At 43.4% G+C, this 18308-nt stretch carries 9 protein-coding genes; 4 read left to right on the top strand and 5 right to left on the bottom strand.

The window, feature by feature from the left end; all coding sequences use genetic code 11:
- Positions 1 to 148 precede the first annotated feature (148 nt).
- The 4 genes from ABD894_RS23580 to ABD894_RS23565 all read right to left on the bottom strand — a co-directional run bounded on the left by ABD894_RS23580 (position 149) and on the right by ABD894_RS23565 (position 4654).
- The gene (locus ABD894_RS23580; RefSeq protein ID WP_345213548.1) at positions 149 to 1615 is read right to left on the bottom strand and encodes a glycoside hydrolase family 130 protein; all 1467 of its coding nucleotides are present in this window, start codon (positions 1613 to 1615) and stop codon (positions 149 to 151) included.
- A gap of 171 nt (positions 1616 to 1786) precedes the next feature.
- Positions 1787 to 2707 carry a DUF58 domain-containing protein gene (locus ABD894_RS23575; RefSeq protein WP_345213547.1) on the bottom strand — a complete coding sequence of 307 codons (921 nt, stop codon included), beginning with the start codon at positions 2705 to 2707 and terminating at the stop codon, positions 1787 to 1789.
- 224 nt (positions 2708 to 2931) lie between these two features.
- A complete protein-coding gene (trxA, locus tag ABD894_RS23570) occupies positions 2932 to 3249 on the bottom strand; it encodes a thioredoxin (protein ID WP_345213546.1) in 318 nt (105 codons plus the stop codon).
- A gap of 640 nt (positions 3250 to 3889) precedes the next feature.
- A complete protein-coding gene (locus ABD894_RS23565; protein WP_345213545.1) occupies positions 3890 to 4654 on the bottom strand; it encodes an SDR family NAD(P)-dependent oxidoreductase in 765 nt (254 codons plus the stop codon).
- Between the two features lie 239 nt (positions 4655 to 4893).
- Between ABD894_RS23565 and ABD894_RS23560 the strand changes: the two genes are divergently transcribed.
- Entirely contained in the window at positions 4894 to 5835 is a 942-nt protein-coding gene (locus ABD894_RS23560) for a helix-turn-helix domain-containing protein (protein WP_345213544.1), read from the top strand.
- Between the two features lie 354 nt (positions 5836 to 6189).
- Here the strand turns inward: ABD894_RS23560 and dnaE are convergent, their stop codons facing one another.
- Positions 6190 to 9780: a DNA polymerase III subunit alpha gene (dnaE, locus tag ABD894_RS23555; RefSeq protein ID WP_345213543.1), complete on the bottom strand. Its 3591-nt coding sequence runs from the start codon at positions 9778 to 9780 to the stop codon at positions 6190 to 6192.
- Between the two features lie 229 nt (positions 9781 to 10009).
- Between dnaE and ABD894_RS23550 the strand changes: the two genes are divergently transcribed.
- From ABD894_RS23550 to ABD894_RS23540, 3 genes are all read left to right on the top strand, one after another.
- On the top strand, positions 10010 to 15166 hold the full coding sequence (locus ABD894_RS23550; RefSeq protein WP_345213542.1) for a translocation/assembly module TamB domain-containing protein: 5157 nt from the start codon (positions 10010 to 10012) through the stop codon (positions 15164 to 15166).
- Between the two features lie 4 nt (positions 15167 to 15170).
- Positions 15171 to 17462, top strand: a complete 2292-nt coding sequence (tamL, locus tag ABD894_RS23545; RefSeq protein ID WP_345213541.1) for a translocation and assembly module lipoprotein TamL — start codon at positions 15171 to 15173, stop codon at positions 17460 to 17462.
- Positions 17463 to 17628: 166 nt separating this feature from the next.
- On the top strand, positions 17629 to 18072 hold the full coding sequence (locus ABD894_RS23540; RefSeq protein WP_345213540.1) for an aspartyl protease family protein: 444 nt from the start codon (positions 17629 to 17631) through the stop codon (positions 18070 to 18072).
- The last annotated feature ends 236 nt before the right edge of the window (positions 18073 to 18308 follow it).

Raw genomic sequence — 18308 nt, 5'->3', positions numbered from 1 at the left:
TTATCGTCACTTTACCTTCAAAGTCGAGAAAGAATTAAAATTCTCACAATGATGCGTCATGAGGGATAAAGCAAAAAAAGACTTACGAAGTTTTGAAAACTTCGTAAGTCTAAATACACGGATCACAATCGACGCGTGTGTTAAATATTTAAATACCGTCTTCTTTAAGTTTACGTATCAAATCATCCATATCAACTTCAGCAAATGAGGTTGAATAATCAGACAAACCGTAAGGGATGATCAGTTTATTGTTGTTAACGATGGATCCGCAAGAGTAGATCACGTTTGGCACATAGCCCTCGCGTTCATCACTATTAGGGATAATTAAAGGTTCCTTTAACCTGCCGATCTCTACTGCCGGATCATCCAGTTTCAATAAGCTCGCGCCCAGCACATAGCGGCGCATTGGTCCTACTCCGTGGGTGATCATGATCCAGCCATGTTCTGTTTCAATAGGAGAACCGCAGTTACCTATCTGTATAAACTCCCACGAAAAACGTGGTTGCTGTAACAGTTTCGGTTCTTCCCAAATATTGATCTTATCCGAATACATGATATAGTTGTTACAGCCATCAATACGCGATATCATGGCGAACTTGCCGTTTATCTTCCGCGGAAACAATGCCAGGTTTTTGTTCTGTGCACCTGCACCATAGAGCGGCATTATCTTGAAGCTATAAAAATCAGTTGTTTGCAACAACTTCGGCATTATTAATGCGCCATCATAAGCCGTATAAGTAGCATAATAAACATGACTGCCGTCATCATTAATAAATTTAACGAAACGGGCATCCTCAATACCCTTGCGTTCATATTCTGATATCGGGAATATTACCCTGTCGGATATATCGGTATCCAATGAAAACACGATCTCGTAGTAAGAATCGGCCAGCCAAAGCACCTTATCATATTCCAGCTTGTTGATATCGCTCTCCTGCAATTTCTGCGAATCGAGGATGATGCGGCGCAGGTTGGAGTACTCGAAATGATGATCGAGCTTTGATTCCAGCTCTTTCAGCACATCAATATTGATCTGCGTGCTTACCGCCTTTTCAAAAAATAGCTTTTTATTGTATACCGCGTTACGCACTATTTCGGCCTCATCAATATAGTTACCGGCCGGTAGTACGGTGATATTATTATCCTTATCAAATAATGCCCTGCGGAAAGTGATAGAGGAGATGTGTCCCTCACCCACCGCCCTGAAACTCATGATCATGCGGCGCTGCCCTTCTTCCAGTTCGGTTTGGTCGGGATCATCGATGATAGACGGATTAAAGAACGCTGCCGACTCGATAGAATACTCATGGGTAAAGTATGAACCTATCAGCAGTTTACGGTATACGGTAAGTATATCAAAATCTATCCCCAGCTGTTCAAATAGCGGCTTCAGCTTGCTGCAATGGCGGTTTAGTACCCGGGTAATGTTACGGTGGCGTTTTGAGTATTCCTGCAACAAGGGCGATACGATGCCAAAGGCAGTATCCTCGCTGATTTCCATTACTCGTTGTATTACTTCTTTTGCCCTGTCATTCCCGTTAAAGAAAAATCTTGCTATTACTCGTTTCGAATCAGGATTTACTCTTACAGGCTTTCGTTCAATGGCTAATCTCATATATGTAGAAAATAAGTTTGTATAGCAACCAGCGCTTTTTAGTTGTTTACGGCTGCACGGACTTTTTGTTTGAAATAAACGCAATCCCTTTCGCCGCTACCTTAAGTACAAATAGCAGCATTATAAGTTTAAGTTTTGTGAAAAAAGTGTACAACAGACAGCCCTAAGCCATCAAATCATTTTATTACGCTTAATTAGATAAGCTTTCAGAATGTTATTGTAGCCTTCGTGGATGTTGGCATCTACCAGATCGATGTGATATTGGGCGCATTTAAGTTCGAGCTGGTGACGGTAGTTTTGCATGGAGGTTTGGTATACCTCGCGTATTTTATTGGGATGCACTTTTACTTCCTCCCCGCTTTCAATATCAACAAAGTGGTGCGGGCGGTTATCAAAATGGAAATCCATTTCGGTTTTGCGGTCGTTCACGTTAAATATCACCACCTCGTGCTTGTTGTATTTCAGGTGTTGAATGGCGGCGAACAAGGTTTGCAGCTTTTCATCATCCATATTATTCTCCAGCATATCGCTAAAAATAATGATCATGGAGCGCTGGTGGATCTGCTGGGCTACATAATGCAATACCTGCGCTATATTAGTTTTAGCATTAACCTGCGGGTTCGCATACAGACGTTCTAACTGTGCATACAAATAAAACAGGTGTGTCCCGGTTGATTTGGCGGAGGTGAGCATTTCGGCCTTATCGGCAAAGGCGCACAGGCCGAAAGCATCGCGCTGCTTTTTAAACAACTGCATTAGTGCCGCGATGGCGTAGATGGAAAATTGCAGCTTATTGATGCCCTTATCGGGGAAGTTCATAGATGATGAGGTATCTAGCAGCAGGTAGCAGCGCAGGTTGGTTTCCTCTTCAAACTGCTTAACGAACAGTTTATCGGTACGGGCGAGTAGTTTCCAGTCGATATTTTTTACCGATTCGCCATTGTTGTATAAACGATGCTCGGCAAACTCTACCGAAAATCCATGAAACGGACTTTGGTGCAAGCCTGTAATAAAGCCCTCAACCACCTGCCGGGCCAAAAGCTCCAGGTTGCCTAATTGCCTTATTTGCTGATCATCGTTTAATTGTGGCATAAGTTTTTCTTTACCGCAGAAGAATTTTACCACAGAGGACACCGAGGTTTGGACGGAGTTACACAGAGATTTAAATAAAAAAGGCCTCTGTGTAACTCTGTGTTTTTATCTCTGTGTACTCTGTGGTTAAATCTACTTACAGGTTAAATTTTCTAAACCTAATATATAACAAAAAAGCGCTACAATATATTGTAACGCTTTTTAATATTTGGTACGCCGGTAAATTATACCTGTGCGCTTAATTTATTTGCTAATACTGATTTTGGCACTGCACCAATTTGTTTATCAACTATCTCTCCGTTTTTGAAGAATAATAAGGCAGGGATATTACGGATGCCGAACTTCATTGATATACCTGGATTGTTGTCAACATTCACTTTACCTACAACGGCCTTGCCATCGTATTCTTTGGCTAACTCCTCTACTACAGGGCCTACCATGCGACACGGGCCGCACCACTCTGCCCAAAAATCTACCAACACCGGTTTATCTGATTTTAATACAAGTTCTTCGAAGTTTGCATCAGTTATTTCTAAAGCCATGATTTCTATTTTTAAATTTTGTTATACAAATATATACTAATCAATTTGCTTGCCACAAGTAGGTGTATGACAATGTGACAATTCTATTATCCTTACCTGCCACCTTAACTTAAGCGTGACGGTAAAAGTAACTTTTTGGCATATTGGTTTAATACATTATTTATTAACAACCACGGCAATTAGGGTTACTTATTCACATAGTATAGTATTAAGTACAAATACTTAAACCATGATATTGTTATTTAGCCTCCTGATTCCCTTGCTATTAACATACTCTTCAATACCTTTGATGATATATTTATGCAATAAGCGATTAAAGCATCAAACAAAACTAAATATCGGTATTATCACAATAATTGTGATTGTATTTCATCTGTTATTATCCGCTTTAGCTATTTGGAGCACAGCGTATGGTGGTAGCCTTGCAGGTATTAAGTGCATAACGGGTATTATAGCCTTTTCAATGATGAACATCATAATAGTGAGTGCAGTTCTTCCCGTAATTAGCCTTATTAGCTATCTGTTATATTGGTATGCTAAAAAGCACACATATATTCCTTCCCATAAATAAAATACGGCAGAAGTTAAAAAGGCGTTTCAAACAAATTTGAAACGCCTTTTACTTTATTAACTTAACAAATTACACGTTCATTCCGCCCGATACCTCGATGCGTTGCGCGTTTACCCACTTCGCATCTTCGGTACATAAAAAGGCTACCACGCTACCAATATCATCCGGGCGACCAACACGGCCAAGGGCTGTTACACCGGCAATGTGCGCATTTACCTGCGCGTTATCCCTCACCATACCGCCACCAAAATCTGTTTCTATAGCGCCAGGGGCTACTACGTTAGCTTTGATACCGCGCTTGCCCAGCTCTGCTGCCAGGTATTTGGTGAACACTTCTATCCCACCCTTCATGGTAGCATAAGCGGCATAAAACGGCGAAGTAAAACGAGCCAAACCTGATGATATATTGATGATGCCACCGCCATCATTTAACAACGGCAATGCTTTTTGGGTTAAAAAGAATACGCCTTTCAGGTGGATGTTTTGCAATTCATCAAACTGTTCTTCGGTTGTTTGGGCAATTGGTGCACCAATACCTACACCGGCGTTATTCACCAGGTAATCAAAAGTACCTGTGCTGAAAGTGCTTTGCAAGGCAGCTTTTACCTGCTCAAAAAAGGCATCGAAGCTACTTACGTCACCCGCGTTAAGTTGCAGGGCTACCGCTTTTTGACCGGTCTGCTCTATTTCGGCTACTACGGCTTCGGCTTCATCCTTTTTGCTGTGGTAGGTTAATATTACGTTTAAACCTTTTTTGGCAAGGTTAAGGGCCATCTCTTTGCCTAACCCGCGGCTACCGCCGGTTACAAGGGCTATTTTAGTGTTTACTGACATTTGTTTTCGTATTGATTATATAAGTGATTTTTTAACTTTTTGTTCCGTTTATTAAAATTGCGTTGTCGCTTGTTATCATTTTTTAATATTAAATATGATGATGCAAATATGGGGTGGTTAAGCAGGCAGCAGTTTGCAAGCATCAATCCATTATTTATCAAATTCAATCATTGCCCTTGGTGTTGCACTTAATTGACAAACGGTTTAGCTAAATTTGTTTAACTAAATCAAATGATACTATGCCGGATATAACGCTGAATGATTTTTACAAGGATATATCATCCTTCGGAGAGGATAGTGTGGAGACGTTGCTGCCCGCGGGTATTAATAAGGAAATTGGGCACTTCAACATATTCTCGTTAGATGACCTGATGGCCAAGTTTAAACCGGGCGCTACCAAAATGCCTTATAACCGCCGTGCTTATTATAAGATAAGCCTGGTACGTGGTCGTAATATTGCCGAATATGCCGATAAGGTGATCAATATAGAAAAGAACGCGCTGGTATTTGCCACGCCTAAAATACCTTACCACTGGCTCCCGCAAGATTTTGAGCAAGGCGGTTACTTCTGCATTTTCACGGATGAATTTTTGGTGCAATCAAAAAGTGGTGTGGTGCTGGATGATCTGCCGATATTTAAACCCGGCGGCTACCCTATTTTTGAGCTGAGCAACGAGCAGGCCGACGAGCTGGAAATGATGTTTAAAAAGATACAGCAGGAAATAGCTTCTACCTACTTATACAAGTACGACCTGATCCGTAATTATGTTATCGAACTGATTCATTACGGGCAAAAGCTGCAACCGCTGGCTACGTATAACCAAACGCATAACGCGTCGGCAAGGGTATCATCATTATTTATTGAGTTACTGGAAAGGCAGTTCCCGATAGCATCGCCGGAGCAAAAGGTGATTTTACGTACCGCTAAAGATTATGCCGATCGTCTCGCTGTCCACAGCAATCACCTTAACAAAGTATTAAAAGAAAGCACCGGCAGAACCACCACCGAACACATCGCCAGCCGCCTGATACAGGAAGCCAAAATTCTCCTCAAACAAACCGACTGGAATATTTCTGAAATTGCCTACAGTTTGGGCTTTGAACAGCTATCGCATTTCTCCAACTTTTTCAAGAAGCAGACGACTTTGTCGCCGTTGGAAGTGAGGAGCCAGGTGGTGTAGGACGGGCTACTAAATAAACATTTAAAGCCTGTGGTCGGTGTTATCACCGCACCACCTCTATTCAGTTAAACAATTTATAAATGGTGCGGTGATAACACCGACCATAGGTTGAATGCTTATCTGCGATAGATGCTTCGTTCCTCAGCATGACAGTGGAGAGTGGTGGTGTGCCATCTTCATTTACCTTTAAAGTCCAAAAAGAATTAAAATTCCTCGCAATGACGTGAAGGAGAGAAGGGGATAGCTTCACTACGTTCGTAATGACGAAATTCTAAAACCGACCATAGGTTGAATATTAAAAAGCAGCTTTGACAGCTTTTAAAAAGTTGTCAAAGCTCACAGTTATAAGGCTCTTTACATCAACACCGGTTTCACATTAGTTAACGCGAAGATCTCTTCCATTAAATCATCGCCGGGGTTAACACGGATGCTTTTTGAGGGGAGTTCTACCAGCATAGATTCTTCGCGGTCTTTGATCATGAATTTGAGTACACAGTTTTTTACCGGGTAACGCTGACTGTTATCGTCTATCAATTTTTGCAGCTTATCGAACAAGTCGGTAGTAAGCATACTCAGGTCGAGGCATACGGTGAGCGATTTGGTGAACTTATCGCGCATTTCTGACAGCAGGCTCATCACCATAATGCGCAGATCCCAGTTATCTTTTTGCCTGAATTTTTCTTCGATATTGCCCTTGATATGCATAAAGTAGCCATCACCAAGAAGGTTGCGGAATTTTATATAATCGTCGCCAAAAAGCGCGAATTCGTACGAATCATTATAATCTTCAATTACAAAAGTACCGAAAGGCTTACCGGTTTTGGTGGTTTTATGCTGTACGTTGGCCATCAATCCGCCAATGCAAATTTCACCTTTACGGCGCAGGTTAGCAAAAGCTACGGCAATATCATCGCCACCCTCGCCCGAACGGGCCTTTTGCATGATCTTCAGTTCGGAAACCGTGGTATTGCAAAACTTCTCCAGTTCCAGTTTATAGTTATCCAGCGGGTGACCGGTGAGGTATATACCAATTACCTCTTTTTCGTATTTCAGTTTTTCAATTAGCGGCCATTCTTCCACATCGGGCATGGCCGGTTCGGGGATGTACGAGGCTACCCCGCTGCCAAATAATGATGATTGCGAACTGTTTTGAGTATTCTGATAATCATTGGCATATTTGGTTAGGCGCTCAATACCGCTCAAAATACCATTTTCTGTTTTAGCGAAAAACTGCGCGCGTTTATAGCCGAACTCATCAAAAGCGCCGCCATATACCAAATTCTCGTACGATTTACGGTTAACACTGCGCACGTTAGAGCGCTGCGCGAAATCATATACCGATTTATAGGGGCCACGTTCGTTACGTTCTTCAATAATACTTTCAACCGCCTTATCACCCACGCCTTTTACACCGGTTAACCCGAAACGCACCTGCCCTCTTTTGTTTACCGCAAAGGCCATGTCCGATTCATTAATATCCGGGCCTAATACCTGTACGTTCATCCGGCGGCATTCTTCCATAAAGAAGGTGATCTTCTCCATGTTGTTCTGGTTATTTAAAACCGCCGCCATATATTCTGACGGGTAATGCGCTTTGAGGTAAGCCGTTTGATAGGCCACAAAAGCGTAACAGGTGGAGTGCGATTTGTTGAATGCGTACTGGGCGAATGCCTTCCAGTCGGTCCATATTTTGGTGAGTTTATCTTTAGGGTGCCCTTTGGCTATGGCCCCTTCGGTAAACTGCGATTCCATTTTATTGAGTACCTCAATTTGCTTTTTACCCATCGCCTTACGCAAAACGTCGGCATCACCTTTACTAAAGCCTGCCAGCTTTTGCGACAAAAGCATCACCTGCTCCTGGTATACGGTAATACCATAGGTTTCGCCCAGGTATTCCTCCATATCCGGTAAATCGAAGGTAATAGGCTCAAGCCCGTGCTTACGCTTAATAAAGTTGGGGATATACTCTATCGGTCCCGGGCGGTAAAGCGCGTTCATGGCAATCAAATCCTCAAACTTATCGGGTTTCAGATCGCGCAGGTACATTTGCATACCATCACTTTCAAACTGGAACGTGCCGTTGGTATCGCCACGCTGGTACAGCTCAAAGGTTTTCTGATCGTCGAGCGGTATGTAGTCAATATCTATATCGATGCCATGGTTCTGTTTTATCATACGCAGGGCATCCTTAATAATAGTAAGGGTTTTAAGGCCCAAAAAGTCCATCTTAATTACACCGGCATCTTCAATTACACGTCCGTCAAACTGGGTAACCAACAGGTCGGAGTCCTTGGCTGTAGCTACCGGAACAATCTCGGTAAGATCATAAGGCGCAATAATGATACCCGCCGCGTGTACACCCGTATTACGTACCGATCCCTCAAGTTTTTCGGCCTCACGGAGTACGATGCCTTTCAGGTCGGTAGATTTGTAAATGGCTTGCAGTTCGGGCACCTGCTCAATAGCTGTTTTAAGGTTGATCCCCAGAGTATCGGGTACCAGCTTTTTCATCGCGTTCACGTCTGATAGCGGCATATCCAGCACCCTGCCCACATCCTGTATACTGGTACGGGCAGCCATTGAACCGTAAGTGATGATCTGCGCTACCTGGTTCTTTCCGTATTTATCAACCACGTAATCAATAACCCGCTGACGGCCGGAGTCGTCAAAGTCAGTATCGATATCGGGCATCGATTTACGATCGGGATTCAGAAAACGCTCGAACAGGAGGTTGTACTTCATCGGGTCGATATTGGTGATACCCGTGCAATACGCCACCACCGAACCAGCCGCCGAACCACGGCCCGGTCCAATAAATACGCCCATATCGCGGCCTGCCCTTATAAAGTCGGCCACAATTAAAAAGTACCCCGCGAAACCCATGGTACGGATGGTGAACAGCTCAAAGTTGATGCGCTCTTCGGCCTCCGGACTAATATCCCGGTAACGTTCCTTAGCCCCCATAAAGGTAAGGTGCTTCAGATACTCCCATTGGTTCAGGGTATCCGCGTCGGGCGTCATGTCACTATGTATCTTAAATTCGGGCGGAATAACGTAATTGGGCAGCAGAATATCGCGCTTTAGTTTAAGCACATCCACCTTGTCAACAATCTCGTTAGTGTTATCAAGCGATTCCGGAATATCCGAAAACAGCTTACCCATCTCCGCCTGGGTTTTAAAGTAGAACTGATCATTGGTGAAACCAAAACGATAGCCTTTACCACCCTCTTCGTCGGTAGCGATCGGGGTGCTTTGTAAATCGCCGGTGTTTACGCAAAGCAAAATATCGTGGGCATTCGAGTCCTGCTGATCCACATAGTGCGAATCGTTTGAGCAGATCACCTTCACGTTGTACTTTTTGGCAAACTTCATCAGCACCGCGTTCACGGTATTTTGCTCGGGGATATCGTGGCGTTGCATTTCGATATAGAAATCCTCACCGAACAGATCAAGCCACCATTTAAATTCCGTTTCGGCAGCAGCCTCACCATCGCGTAAAATAGCCTGCGGTACCGATGCACCCAGGCAGCAGGTGGTTGCTATAATGCCTTTATGATATTTTAATATGAGTTCCTTATCAATACGGGGCCATTTACTGTAAAGCCCTTCCATATACCCTAAGGAGCATAGTTTGATCAAGTTCTTATACCCTTCGGCGTTTTTGGCCAGCATCAGCTGGTGGTAACGCTTATCTTTTTTCTCTTTGGTAAACTGCTTTACGTGCCTGTCTGCAACCACATAAAACTCGCAGCCTACAATGGGCTTTACATTGTGTTTACCCGCCTCGGCCACAAATTTAAACGCCCCGAACATGTTACCATGGTCGGTAATGGCAAGGGCTTTCATTCCATCGGCAGCGGCCTTTTTATACAGCTTTGATATATCGGCAGCACCATCAAGTAACGAAAACTGGGTATGAACGTGTAAATGAGAAAAATCAGGCATAACAACTCCAAATCAATAAAAAACGGTAGAAATACAAAGTTATCAAAAAACAACTTGGCTTTGTTGTGTGTTGAAAAAACAACAGCACAGTGTATATACTCCTTAAAAGAGTAATGGTTTTTATAAAAACGCCTTTTTAGTGCACCGCAGTATATATTTGGTTGGCTTTTAGCATGCTGTTTGCTGTTTAGTACATAATTACATCTTCACCTTAATAAATATTACAATTTTGAAAAAATTTGGACGTATAGCACTCAAAACGGTTCTCTGGATAATTGCAAGTGTCATCTTTTTAATACTGCTTGTAGTTATTTTAATACAGGTACCCGCGGTTCAAAATTTCGCAAAAAATAAAGCCGTTACTTTTTTACAGAATAAGATACATACCAAAGTAGAGATAGGCCACATTACTTTAGGGCTGCCAAAACTGATAGTTTTAGAGGATGTTTACTTTGAAGATCAGAAAAAAGATACCCTGATAGCCGGCGATAAACTGAAAGTTGATATCAGCCTGCTGAAATTATTAAAAAATAAGGTAGAGGTAAACGAGATCAACCTGGAAGGTATTACCGCCAACATCAGCAAAGGGCGCGATAGTCTTTTCAATTTCGACTATATTATAAAAGCATTCGCGGGCGAACAAAAGAAAGAGCCTCAGCCGACCGATAGCACTGCTTCCATGCAGTTTTCGATTGATAAGATCATACTGGACAAAATAAATATTAAATACAAGGATATAACTACCGGCAACGATGTTAAATTTTTGCTGGGCCACTTTGATACCCGTATTAAGGAGTTCGACCTGGATAAGATGAAATTCTCTATCCCGAAAGTAAACCTGTCGGATGTTAACGCCAAGATCATTCAAACGCCGGTAGGTTCATCAATAGCGCAGGCCGCGGCAGTTGATACAGCTACCCAGCCACTCAACATGACGCTCGACCTCGGCGAGTTCGACATCTCAAAGATCAAAGTTGATTACAGCAGCGCGGAAATGTCGGCCAAGGTTGACCTGGGTAAGTTGCTGGTACAAATGGATCAGGTTGATCTGAAAAACCAAAAAATAGGCATCCAAAATATCGACCTTAATAATACAAACGCAGGCATCACTTTTGCCAAACCGCAAACTGTAGCTAAAGCGGCTGTAAAAACGGTTAAAAAGATAGATACGCTGGTATCGTCGCCGCAAAAATCGGGATGGGCGGTAAGCCTTAAAAAGATGCGCCTGGCCAATAATAATATCAGGTTTGATAATAACGCGCAAAAAGCGATAGCCAAGGGTTTAGATCCTGCCCACATGAACATCAAAGATTTGAATGTTGATGTACAGGATATTGTTTACACGCCCGACAGCTCATCAGGAAAGATCAACTCGATTACCTTTACCGAGAAAAGCGGCTTCCAGCTAAAAACCTTTCATACCGATTTCTTTTACGGAGCAAAAAGCGCTTCGCTGAAAGACCTGCTGGTTGAAACACCTAACACTGTACTGCAAAAAGAAGTTACTGTAACCTATCCGTCAATTGATGCCATTAGCAAAAACATTGGTGCTTTGGGTGTGGATGCCGATTTAGATGGCAGCCGTTTAGGTTTAAAAGATGTTACCCTGCTGATGCCTACCATGGCTACCATGCCGCAGCTGAAAAAAGTACAGAATGCCGTTTTCCGCATTAACGGACAAGTAAAAGGACGGGTAGATAACCTGAAGATACAAGACCTCGAAATATTGGGCCTAAGCGCTACCCGCATCAAAGCATCGGCTACCATGCGTGGCCTGCCTGATGTGGAGAAATCGTACTTTGATGTAAACCTGAAAGAGTTTAACACCAACCGCAACGATATTAACAAACTGGTTGATGCCAGCATGATACCGCCAACGGTAAGTATTCCGGCCAATATTAACCTGAAGGGTACTTTTAAAGGCAGCATGAAAACCTTTAATACCAAAATGGCCCTACGCTCAAGCTATGGCGCGGTTGACCTTACAGCGGCCATGAAGAGCGGCAAACGTAAAGGCAGCGAAACCTATTCGGCCAATATTAAAGCTAATAACCTTAACGTGGGCGCGTTAACCAAGCAGCCGCAAATGGTGGGCATGATCACCATGTCGGCCAACGTTAAAGGTGCCGGGCTCGATCCTAAACATGCCAGCCTGCAATTCAATGGTAACGTGCATAAGGCTTATGTAAAAGGTTATAGCTACCAAAACCTGGTTTTAAAGGGCAGCGCCAGCGATGGCAAATACGTAGCCAAGGCAACCATGAAAGACCCGAACATCAATTTCAGTTTGGATGCTAAGGCCAACATGAACAAAAAATACCCTGCGGTAAGCGCTACCCTACTGGTAGATAGTATCAACCTGCAAAACCTGCATTTTGTGAAAGACCCAATGCGCTTTCATGGCAAGCTGATAGCTGATGTGCCAACTGCTGACCCGGATTATTTGAATGCCAATATACAGCTGACAGATATGCTGGTGATACAAAAAGCGCAGCGCATCAAATTGGATACCGTTAGCCTCATATCAACCGCCACTGCCGATAGCAGTACCCTACGCCTAAAAGCACCGATGCTGAACGCGCATATGGCCGGTAAATACAAACTGACCGAAATAGCGCCTGCCATGCAGGATTTGATCAGCAAGTATTTTAATACCGCCATTGCCACTACGGTAAAAACAAAAGCACCGGTTAAAAAAGTAAAATATTCGCCGCAGCAATTCAGGTTTGATGTACGTTTGGTTAAAACTCCGCTGGTAGAACAATTTGTACCGCAACTAAAAACCCTCGACCCGGTTAACCTGACCGGTCGTTTCAATAGCCAGGCAGGCGAGTTAGTGGTAGACGGATCTGTACCTAAAGTGGTATACGGCACTCAAACCGTTAACAATATGAAACTGGCGGTAAATACCGGTAATAACGCTTTAAACTATAACCTCTCGGTTGATGAAATAAAGGCTTCCTCATCGGTCGATCTTTTATACACTTCGGTATCGGGTAACCTGCAAAATAATAAACTAACCACCAGTTTACAGGTACGCGATGCGGCCAAAAAAGAACGTTTCCGTATAGCGGGTGTATTGAGCGTATTGCCGCAGCAATACCAGTTCAGTTTTGTACCCGATGGACTTCTGTTAGATTACCTGCCATGGACGGTTAACCCGGACAATGCCCTCTTCTATGGCGAAAAGGGTATTATGGCGCGTAATTTCACCGTAACCAACAGCAACCAGGTGTTAAGCGTGAACAGTAATCCGCAGCAATTGAACGCCCCTATTGATGTTACCTTCCGCAACTTCAGGATAGAGGCATTGACCAAAATGGCCAAGCAGGATTCACTACAAGTAGGCGGTGTGATCAACGGCGAGGCCAACATCAGCAACCTGCAAAAATCGCCGGTATTTACAGCGGCTTTAAACGTGGGCGATTTCAGCTTTAAAGGCGATACCGTGGGCAATATTGCCATTAAGGTAGATAACCAAACTGCCAATGCCTATGCTGCCAATGTGAGCATTACCGGCAAAGGCAACCAGGTTGATTTGAAAGGTATGTATTACACCGCGCCATCAAGCAGGTTTGATATGGACTTAAACATCGTAAACCTGAGTATGAAGAGCATTGAGGGCTTTAGCTTCGGCAGCCTGCGCAATGCCAGCGGTAACATTACCGGCGCGCTCAAAATAACGGGCACTCCCGATGCGCCATCTGTTAGGGGCGATGTCAACTTTAATAAGGTAGGCTTTAACGTAGCTATGCTCAACTCCTACTTTACCATGCCGCAGGAGAGTATTACGTTCAATAACGAAGGCATCCGTTTCAACGATTTCACACTGGTAGATTCTACCGGGAACAAAGCGGTGGTGAGTGGATCAGTTTACACCAAAAAATATACTGACTATGCTTTCGGGCTGGATATCCGTACCGATAATTTCAGGGTGATCAACTCTACCCGCGAGGATAACAAGCTTTACTACGGTAAGCTGTTCCTGAACAGTAATATCAAAATACGGGGTACAATGACATCTCCGGTAGTGGATGCCAACATCACCGTTAACGATGCCACCGACCTTACCGTGGTGTTGCCAACTGTTGACCCAAGCATAGAAGACCGTAAAGGCGTGGTAGAATTTATTGACAAGGACGCACCAAAGTTGGATTCTATCCTGCTGGCCAAACAGCTCGATTCGCTACGGAAATCAGACGTTACCGGGTTGGATGTATCGGCGACGATCAACATCAGCAAAAAGGCTAATTTTCACATAGTGATAGATGAGCGTAATGGCGATGTGGTACACATGAGGGGCGAAGCCAGCTTGAATGGCGCTATTGACCCAAGCGGCAAGATCAATCTTACAGGTAGTTACACCGTTGCAGATGGCTCGTACAATCTATCTTACGCTACTGTTAAGCGTAACTTTAAATTTAAACCGGGTAGCACCATCACCTGGACAGGCGACCCAACCAGTGCCAATATCGATCTTACAGCCATCTATGTAGCTAACGTGCCGCCTATTGATCTGGTAAGCAGTCAGCTGGATGCGCAAAGTGAAACGATGTATAAGCAAAAGCTTCCCTTCAATGTTAACCTGAACCTGAAAGATCAGCTGTTAACACCACAAATAACTTTTGATATTACACTCCCGGATAGCAATTACTCGGTATCGCAAGAGGTGATCAATAACGTTACTACCAAATTGGCGCAGGTAAGGCAAGATCCTAACGAGCTCAATAAGCAAGTGCTGGGCGTACTGATACTGGGCCACTTTATTGGCGATAACCCGCTGCAAAGCCAAGGCGGAAGTACCGGTGTAGAGGGTATTGTACGTAACAGTGTGAGCGGTTTATTAACCGATCAGTTAAATAATCTGGCGGGTAATCTTATTACAGGGGTTGATCTTAACTTTGGTGTAACATCCGGCGAAGATTATTCATCGGGCACGGCACAAAACCGAACCGATTTGAATGTTGGGGTATCCAAACGTTTCCTTAACGACAGGCTCACGGTATCCGTTGGTAATAACTTTAACCTCGAAGGTAACCAGGCCGGGCAAAAAGCTACCAATATCGCGGGTAACGTTTCGGTTAACTATAAGTTGAGTAAAGATGGTCGTTATACCCTGCGCGCTTACCGTAAGGATGAGTTTGTGGTAATTCAGGGGCAGATAGTGGAAACAGGCTTAGGCTTCTCGTTAACGGTAGATTATAACCGCTTCCAGGAAATATTCCGTAAACGTACCGAAGAAGAAAAAGCGCTGCGCCGCAAATACCGCCAGGAGCAAAAGCAAAAAGAAGAGGAACAAAAAGCGCAGGAAAAGGCATTGGAGAAGAAAGACGAACAAACAGAGCAGCAACAGGAAGAACAGAAAAAGGCACAAACCTCAAACTAAACCCATGATTAAAAATTTAAGATATTTATTATTTCTGACGATACTGTTAAACGCCTGCAGCAATACCAAATACCTGCAGCCGGGGCAAAAACTGTACACGGGCGCCAAGGTAAAAATTGAGGACAAGGATATTAAAAAGAGCGAGGCAAGCGCGCTGAAAACCGATCTCACCACACTGCTTCGCCCTAAACCTAATTCGTCATTATTAGGTATGCGGATAAAGTTATATATCTATAATAAAACCCGAACCACTAAAAAATCGGGCTTTAAACACTGGCTTAACACCAAATTTGGTGAGCCCCCTGTATTGATCAGTGCTGTAAACATGGAGAAAAACAGCGAAATACTGCAAAACCGCCTGCAAAATAAAAGCTATTTCCAGGCATTGGTGAGCGGCGATACCATTACTACCAATAAAACAGCGCGTGTTGAATACACTGCCAAAACCGGCCCGGGGTATAAGATCAGGAATGTGATATTCCCTACAGGTACGGAAAATTTGGACACTGCCATTGCAGGCACCGCCAAACAAAGTATACTAAAACCCGGTGACAACTACGATTTAGATGTGATCAAAACCGAACGTTTGCGTATCGATGCGCGTTTGAAAGAAAAGGGTTTCTTCTATTTCTCTCCCGAAGATATTATTATGCGTGTGGACAGCACCATTGCCGACCACAAGGTTGATATATTCGTAGCCGTTAAAAACACCACCGGCGACAGGGACAGGCGCATTTATACCATCAACAACATTTATGTATACCCTAATTATACACTGCGCGATACCTCGCTCAATTTAGATCAGGCTGTAAAATATCGCTGGTATAATGTGGTAGATAAACGCAAAACTATCCGTCCGTTTGCATTTAAAAATACCGTGTTGCTGCAAACAGGCGATGTATACAACCGAACCAATCACAATAACTCATTGAACCGTTTTGTGAATTTAGGTCCGTACAAATTTGTAAAGAACCGTTTTGAAGATGTATCAACCGACTCATCTAAATTGGACATTTACTATTTCCTTACCCCCTTCCCGCGTAAATCGTTACAAGTGGAGCTACTGGGGCGTACCACATCTGCCAACTATACCGGCTCACAAATTAACCTTAACTGGAAACACCGCAATGCCTTTAAAGGCGCCGAGCTATTAACTGTAACATTGTTCGGAAGTACCGATGTGCAGGTATCAGGCCAAAACGGTGGTTATAATGTATATCAGGTGGGTGGACAAACACGCCTGTCGTGGCCAAGGTTTATAGCGCCTTTCAATATACGGTCAGATAACGCTTATATCCCGCACACCAATCTTACCCTTGGCTTTACGCTCATCAACCGTACAAAGTTGTATACGCTTAACTCCTATACAGGTTCTTTCGGTTACGAGTGGAAAGAGAACGCTCACAAAACACACGAGTTGAATTTAACTAACATTATGTTTGTTAAACCAACCAATGTATCTGAAGAATATCAGAGAGGAATTGATACTTCAAACAATCCTGCACTAAAACATGTGATTGATAAGCAATTTACCTTCGGCCCAAGCTATGGTTACACCTATACCAATACTACCGAAGATTATCGCACTAATACTATCTATTATAACGGCCGTGTAAGCCTTTCTGCCGCTCTATATGGTTTAGTTACCGGTGCCGATACTTTGGGCGGTAAGGTGCGCAGCTTGTTTGGTGCACCATTTAACCAGTTTGTTAAATTTGAAAACGAGTTGAGGTTTTATCACAAAACAGGGTCAAATAGTAACATAGCCAGCAGACTTATTTTAGGCGTAGGCTTGCCATTTGGTAACTCTACGGTAATGCCTTATAGCCAGCAGTTTTTTATAGGTGGTTCAAACAGCTTAAGAGGTTTCAGAGCGCGTTCAATTGGTCCGGGTAGTTACTATGCGGGTAATAATGGCGATGCGATAAACTTCCTGCCCGATCAATCAGGCGATATAAAAATTGAAGCTAATCTTGAATATCGCCCTAAATTATTCAGTATAGTAAGAGGTGCGTTATTCCTTGATGCAGGTAATATCTGGCTGATGCGTTCTAACGGATCACAACCGGGTGGTACTTTTACTAAAGACTTCCTGAAACAGTTCGCGGTAGATGCGGGTGTTGGTTTACGTTTTGATGTAACCGTATTGGTATTACGTACCGATTTAGGCTTCCCTATCCGCAAACCATGGCTGCCTGATGGTCAGCGTTGGGTGATCGATAAAATTGATTTTGGCAACAGCACATGGCGTAAACAGAACCTTATATTTAACCTTGCAATAGGTTATCCGTTTTAATGCTTGCTGAAAGGATGATTAGTTGATTATCCTTCAAATCAATAAAATAAAAGACCGGGCGAATAACATATTCGCCCGGTCTTTTATTTTAATAACATATTTTAACAGACCGCATTATTTAATACTAATTGTATTTCACATTTTTGCTGCCACATAATTCTACCTCATGCGTTTTACTATACCGCTTCAAATTATCGATCTGCACGATGATGGCTTTCACCCTTTGCTGGACGTTACCCTATTTGGGAAGCCCTTTAAACTGGTGTTAGATACAGGCGCATCAAAAACCGCCTTCGATAAAACCATGCTCTCCGCTGCCAGCGAAGAAGCCTTGATCTCTTCGACCGATAAGCTATCCACAGGCCTTGGCACAAACACCATGGAATCATTCACGGCCATTATCAGCAACCTAACCATTGGCGAAGTCAATATAGCCCAATTTGAAGTAGCCGTGCTTGACCTCTCTACCATAAACATAGCCTACGAGCAAATGAACCACCCACAAGTATTAGGTGTGTTAGGCGGCGATATTCTGATGAAATATAAAGCAGTTATAGACTACAGGAAACAGGTGCTGATTTTAAACGCAAGAAAGCGAGTTAAGTTGTAAGTTGAAAGTCGTAAGGTTTTTTTGTATAAGTTGTAGATAGATACAGGAGTTATTTCCGGAAGCGAGAATTAATTTGGAAAATCAGTACCTGTAGTTCATATTAAAGTTAGCCCCGTTCTATGCTCATACTGCACAGGCCTTAAGCTCCGGGCCGGTATCCGCTCCGCCCGGGTTTAGTGGGAGATTGAGTTGCCAGGATTCAGGTTCCAGGTTTGAGGTTTCAGGATCGAGTTGCC

This window comes from Mucilaginibacter gynuensis (genome assembly GCF_039541195.1).
Taxonomy (GTDB): Bacteria; Bacteroidota; Bacteroidia; order Sphingobacteriales; family Sphingobacteriaceae; genus Mucilaginibacter; species Mucilaginibacter gynuensis.
Note: the sequence above shows the minus strand (reverse complement) of the source record. Positions and strands in the feature narration are given on the sequence as shown.

Bases quoted from the DNA above. Each gene is read 5' to 3' on its own strand.
- ABD894_RS23580 (WP_345213548.1), bottom strand. From the start codon at position 1,615: ATGAGATTAGCCATTGAACGAAAGCCTGTAAGAGTAAATCCTGATTCG.
- trxA (WP_345213546.1), bottom strand. From the start codon at position 3,249: ATGGCTTTAGAAATAACTGATGCAAACTTCGAAGAACTTGTATTAAAA.
- ABD894_RS23575 (WP_345213547.1), bottom strand. From the start codon at position 2,707: ATGCCACAATTAAACGATGATCAGCAAATAAGGCAATTAGGCAACCTG.
- dnaE (WP_345213543.1), bottom strand. From the start codon at position 9,780: ATGCCTGATTTTTCTCATTTACACGTTCATACCCAGTTTTCGTTACTT.
- ABD894_RS23565 (WP_345213545.1), bottom strand. From the start codon at position 4,654: ATGTCAGTAAACACTAAAATAGCCCTTGTAACCGGCGGTAGCCGCGGG.
- ABD894_RS23540 (WP_345213540.1), top strand. From the start codon at position 17,629: ATGCGTTTTACTATACCGCTTCAAATTATCGATCTGCACGATGATGGC.
- ABD894_RS23560 (WP_345213544.1), top strand. From the start codon at position 4,894: ATGCCGGATATAACGCTGAATGATTTTTACAAGGATATATCATCCTTC.
- tamL (WP_345213541.1), top strand. From the start codon at position 15,171: ATGATTAAAAATTTAAGATATTTATTATTTCTGACGATACTGTTAAAC.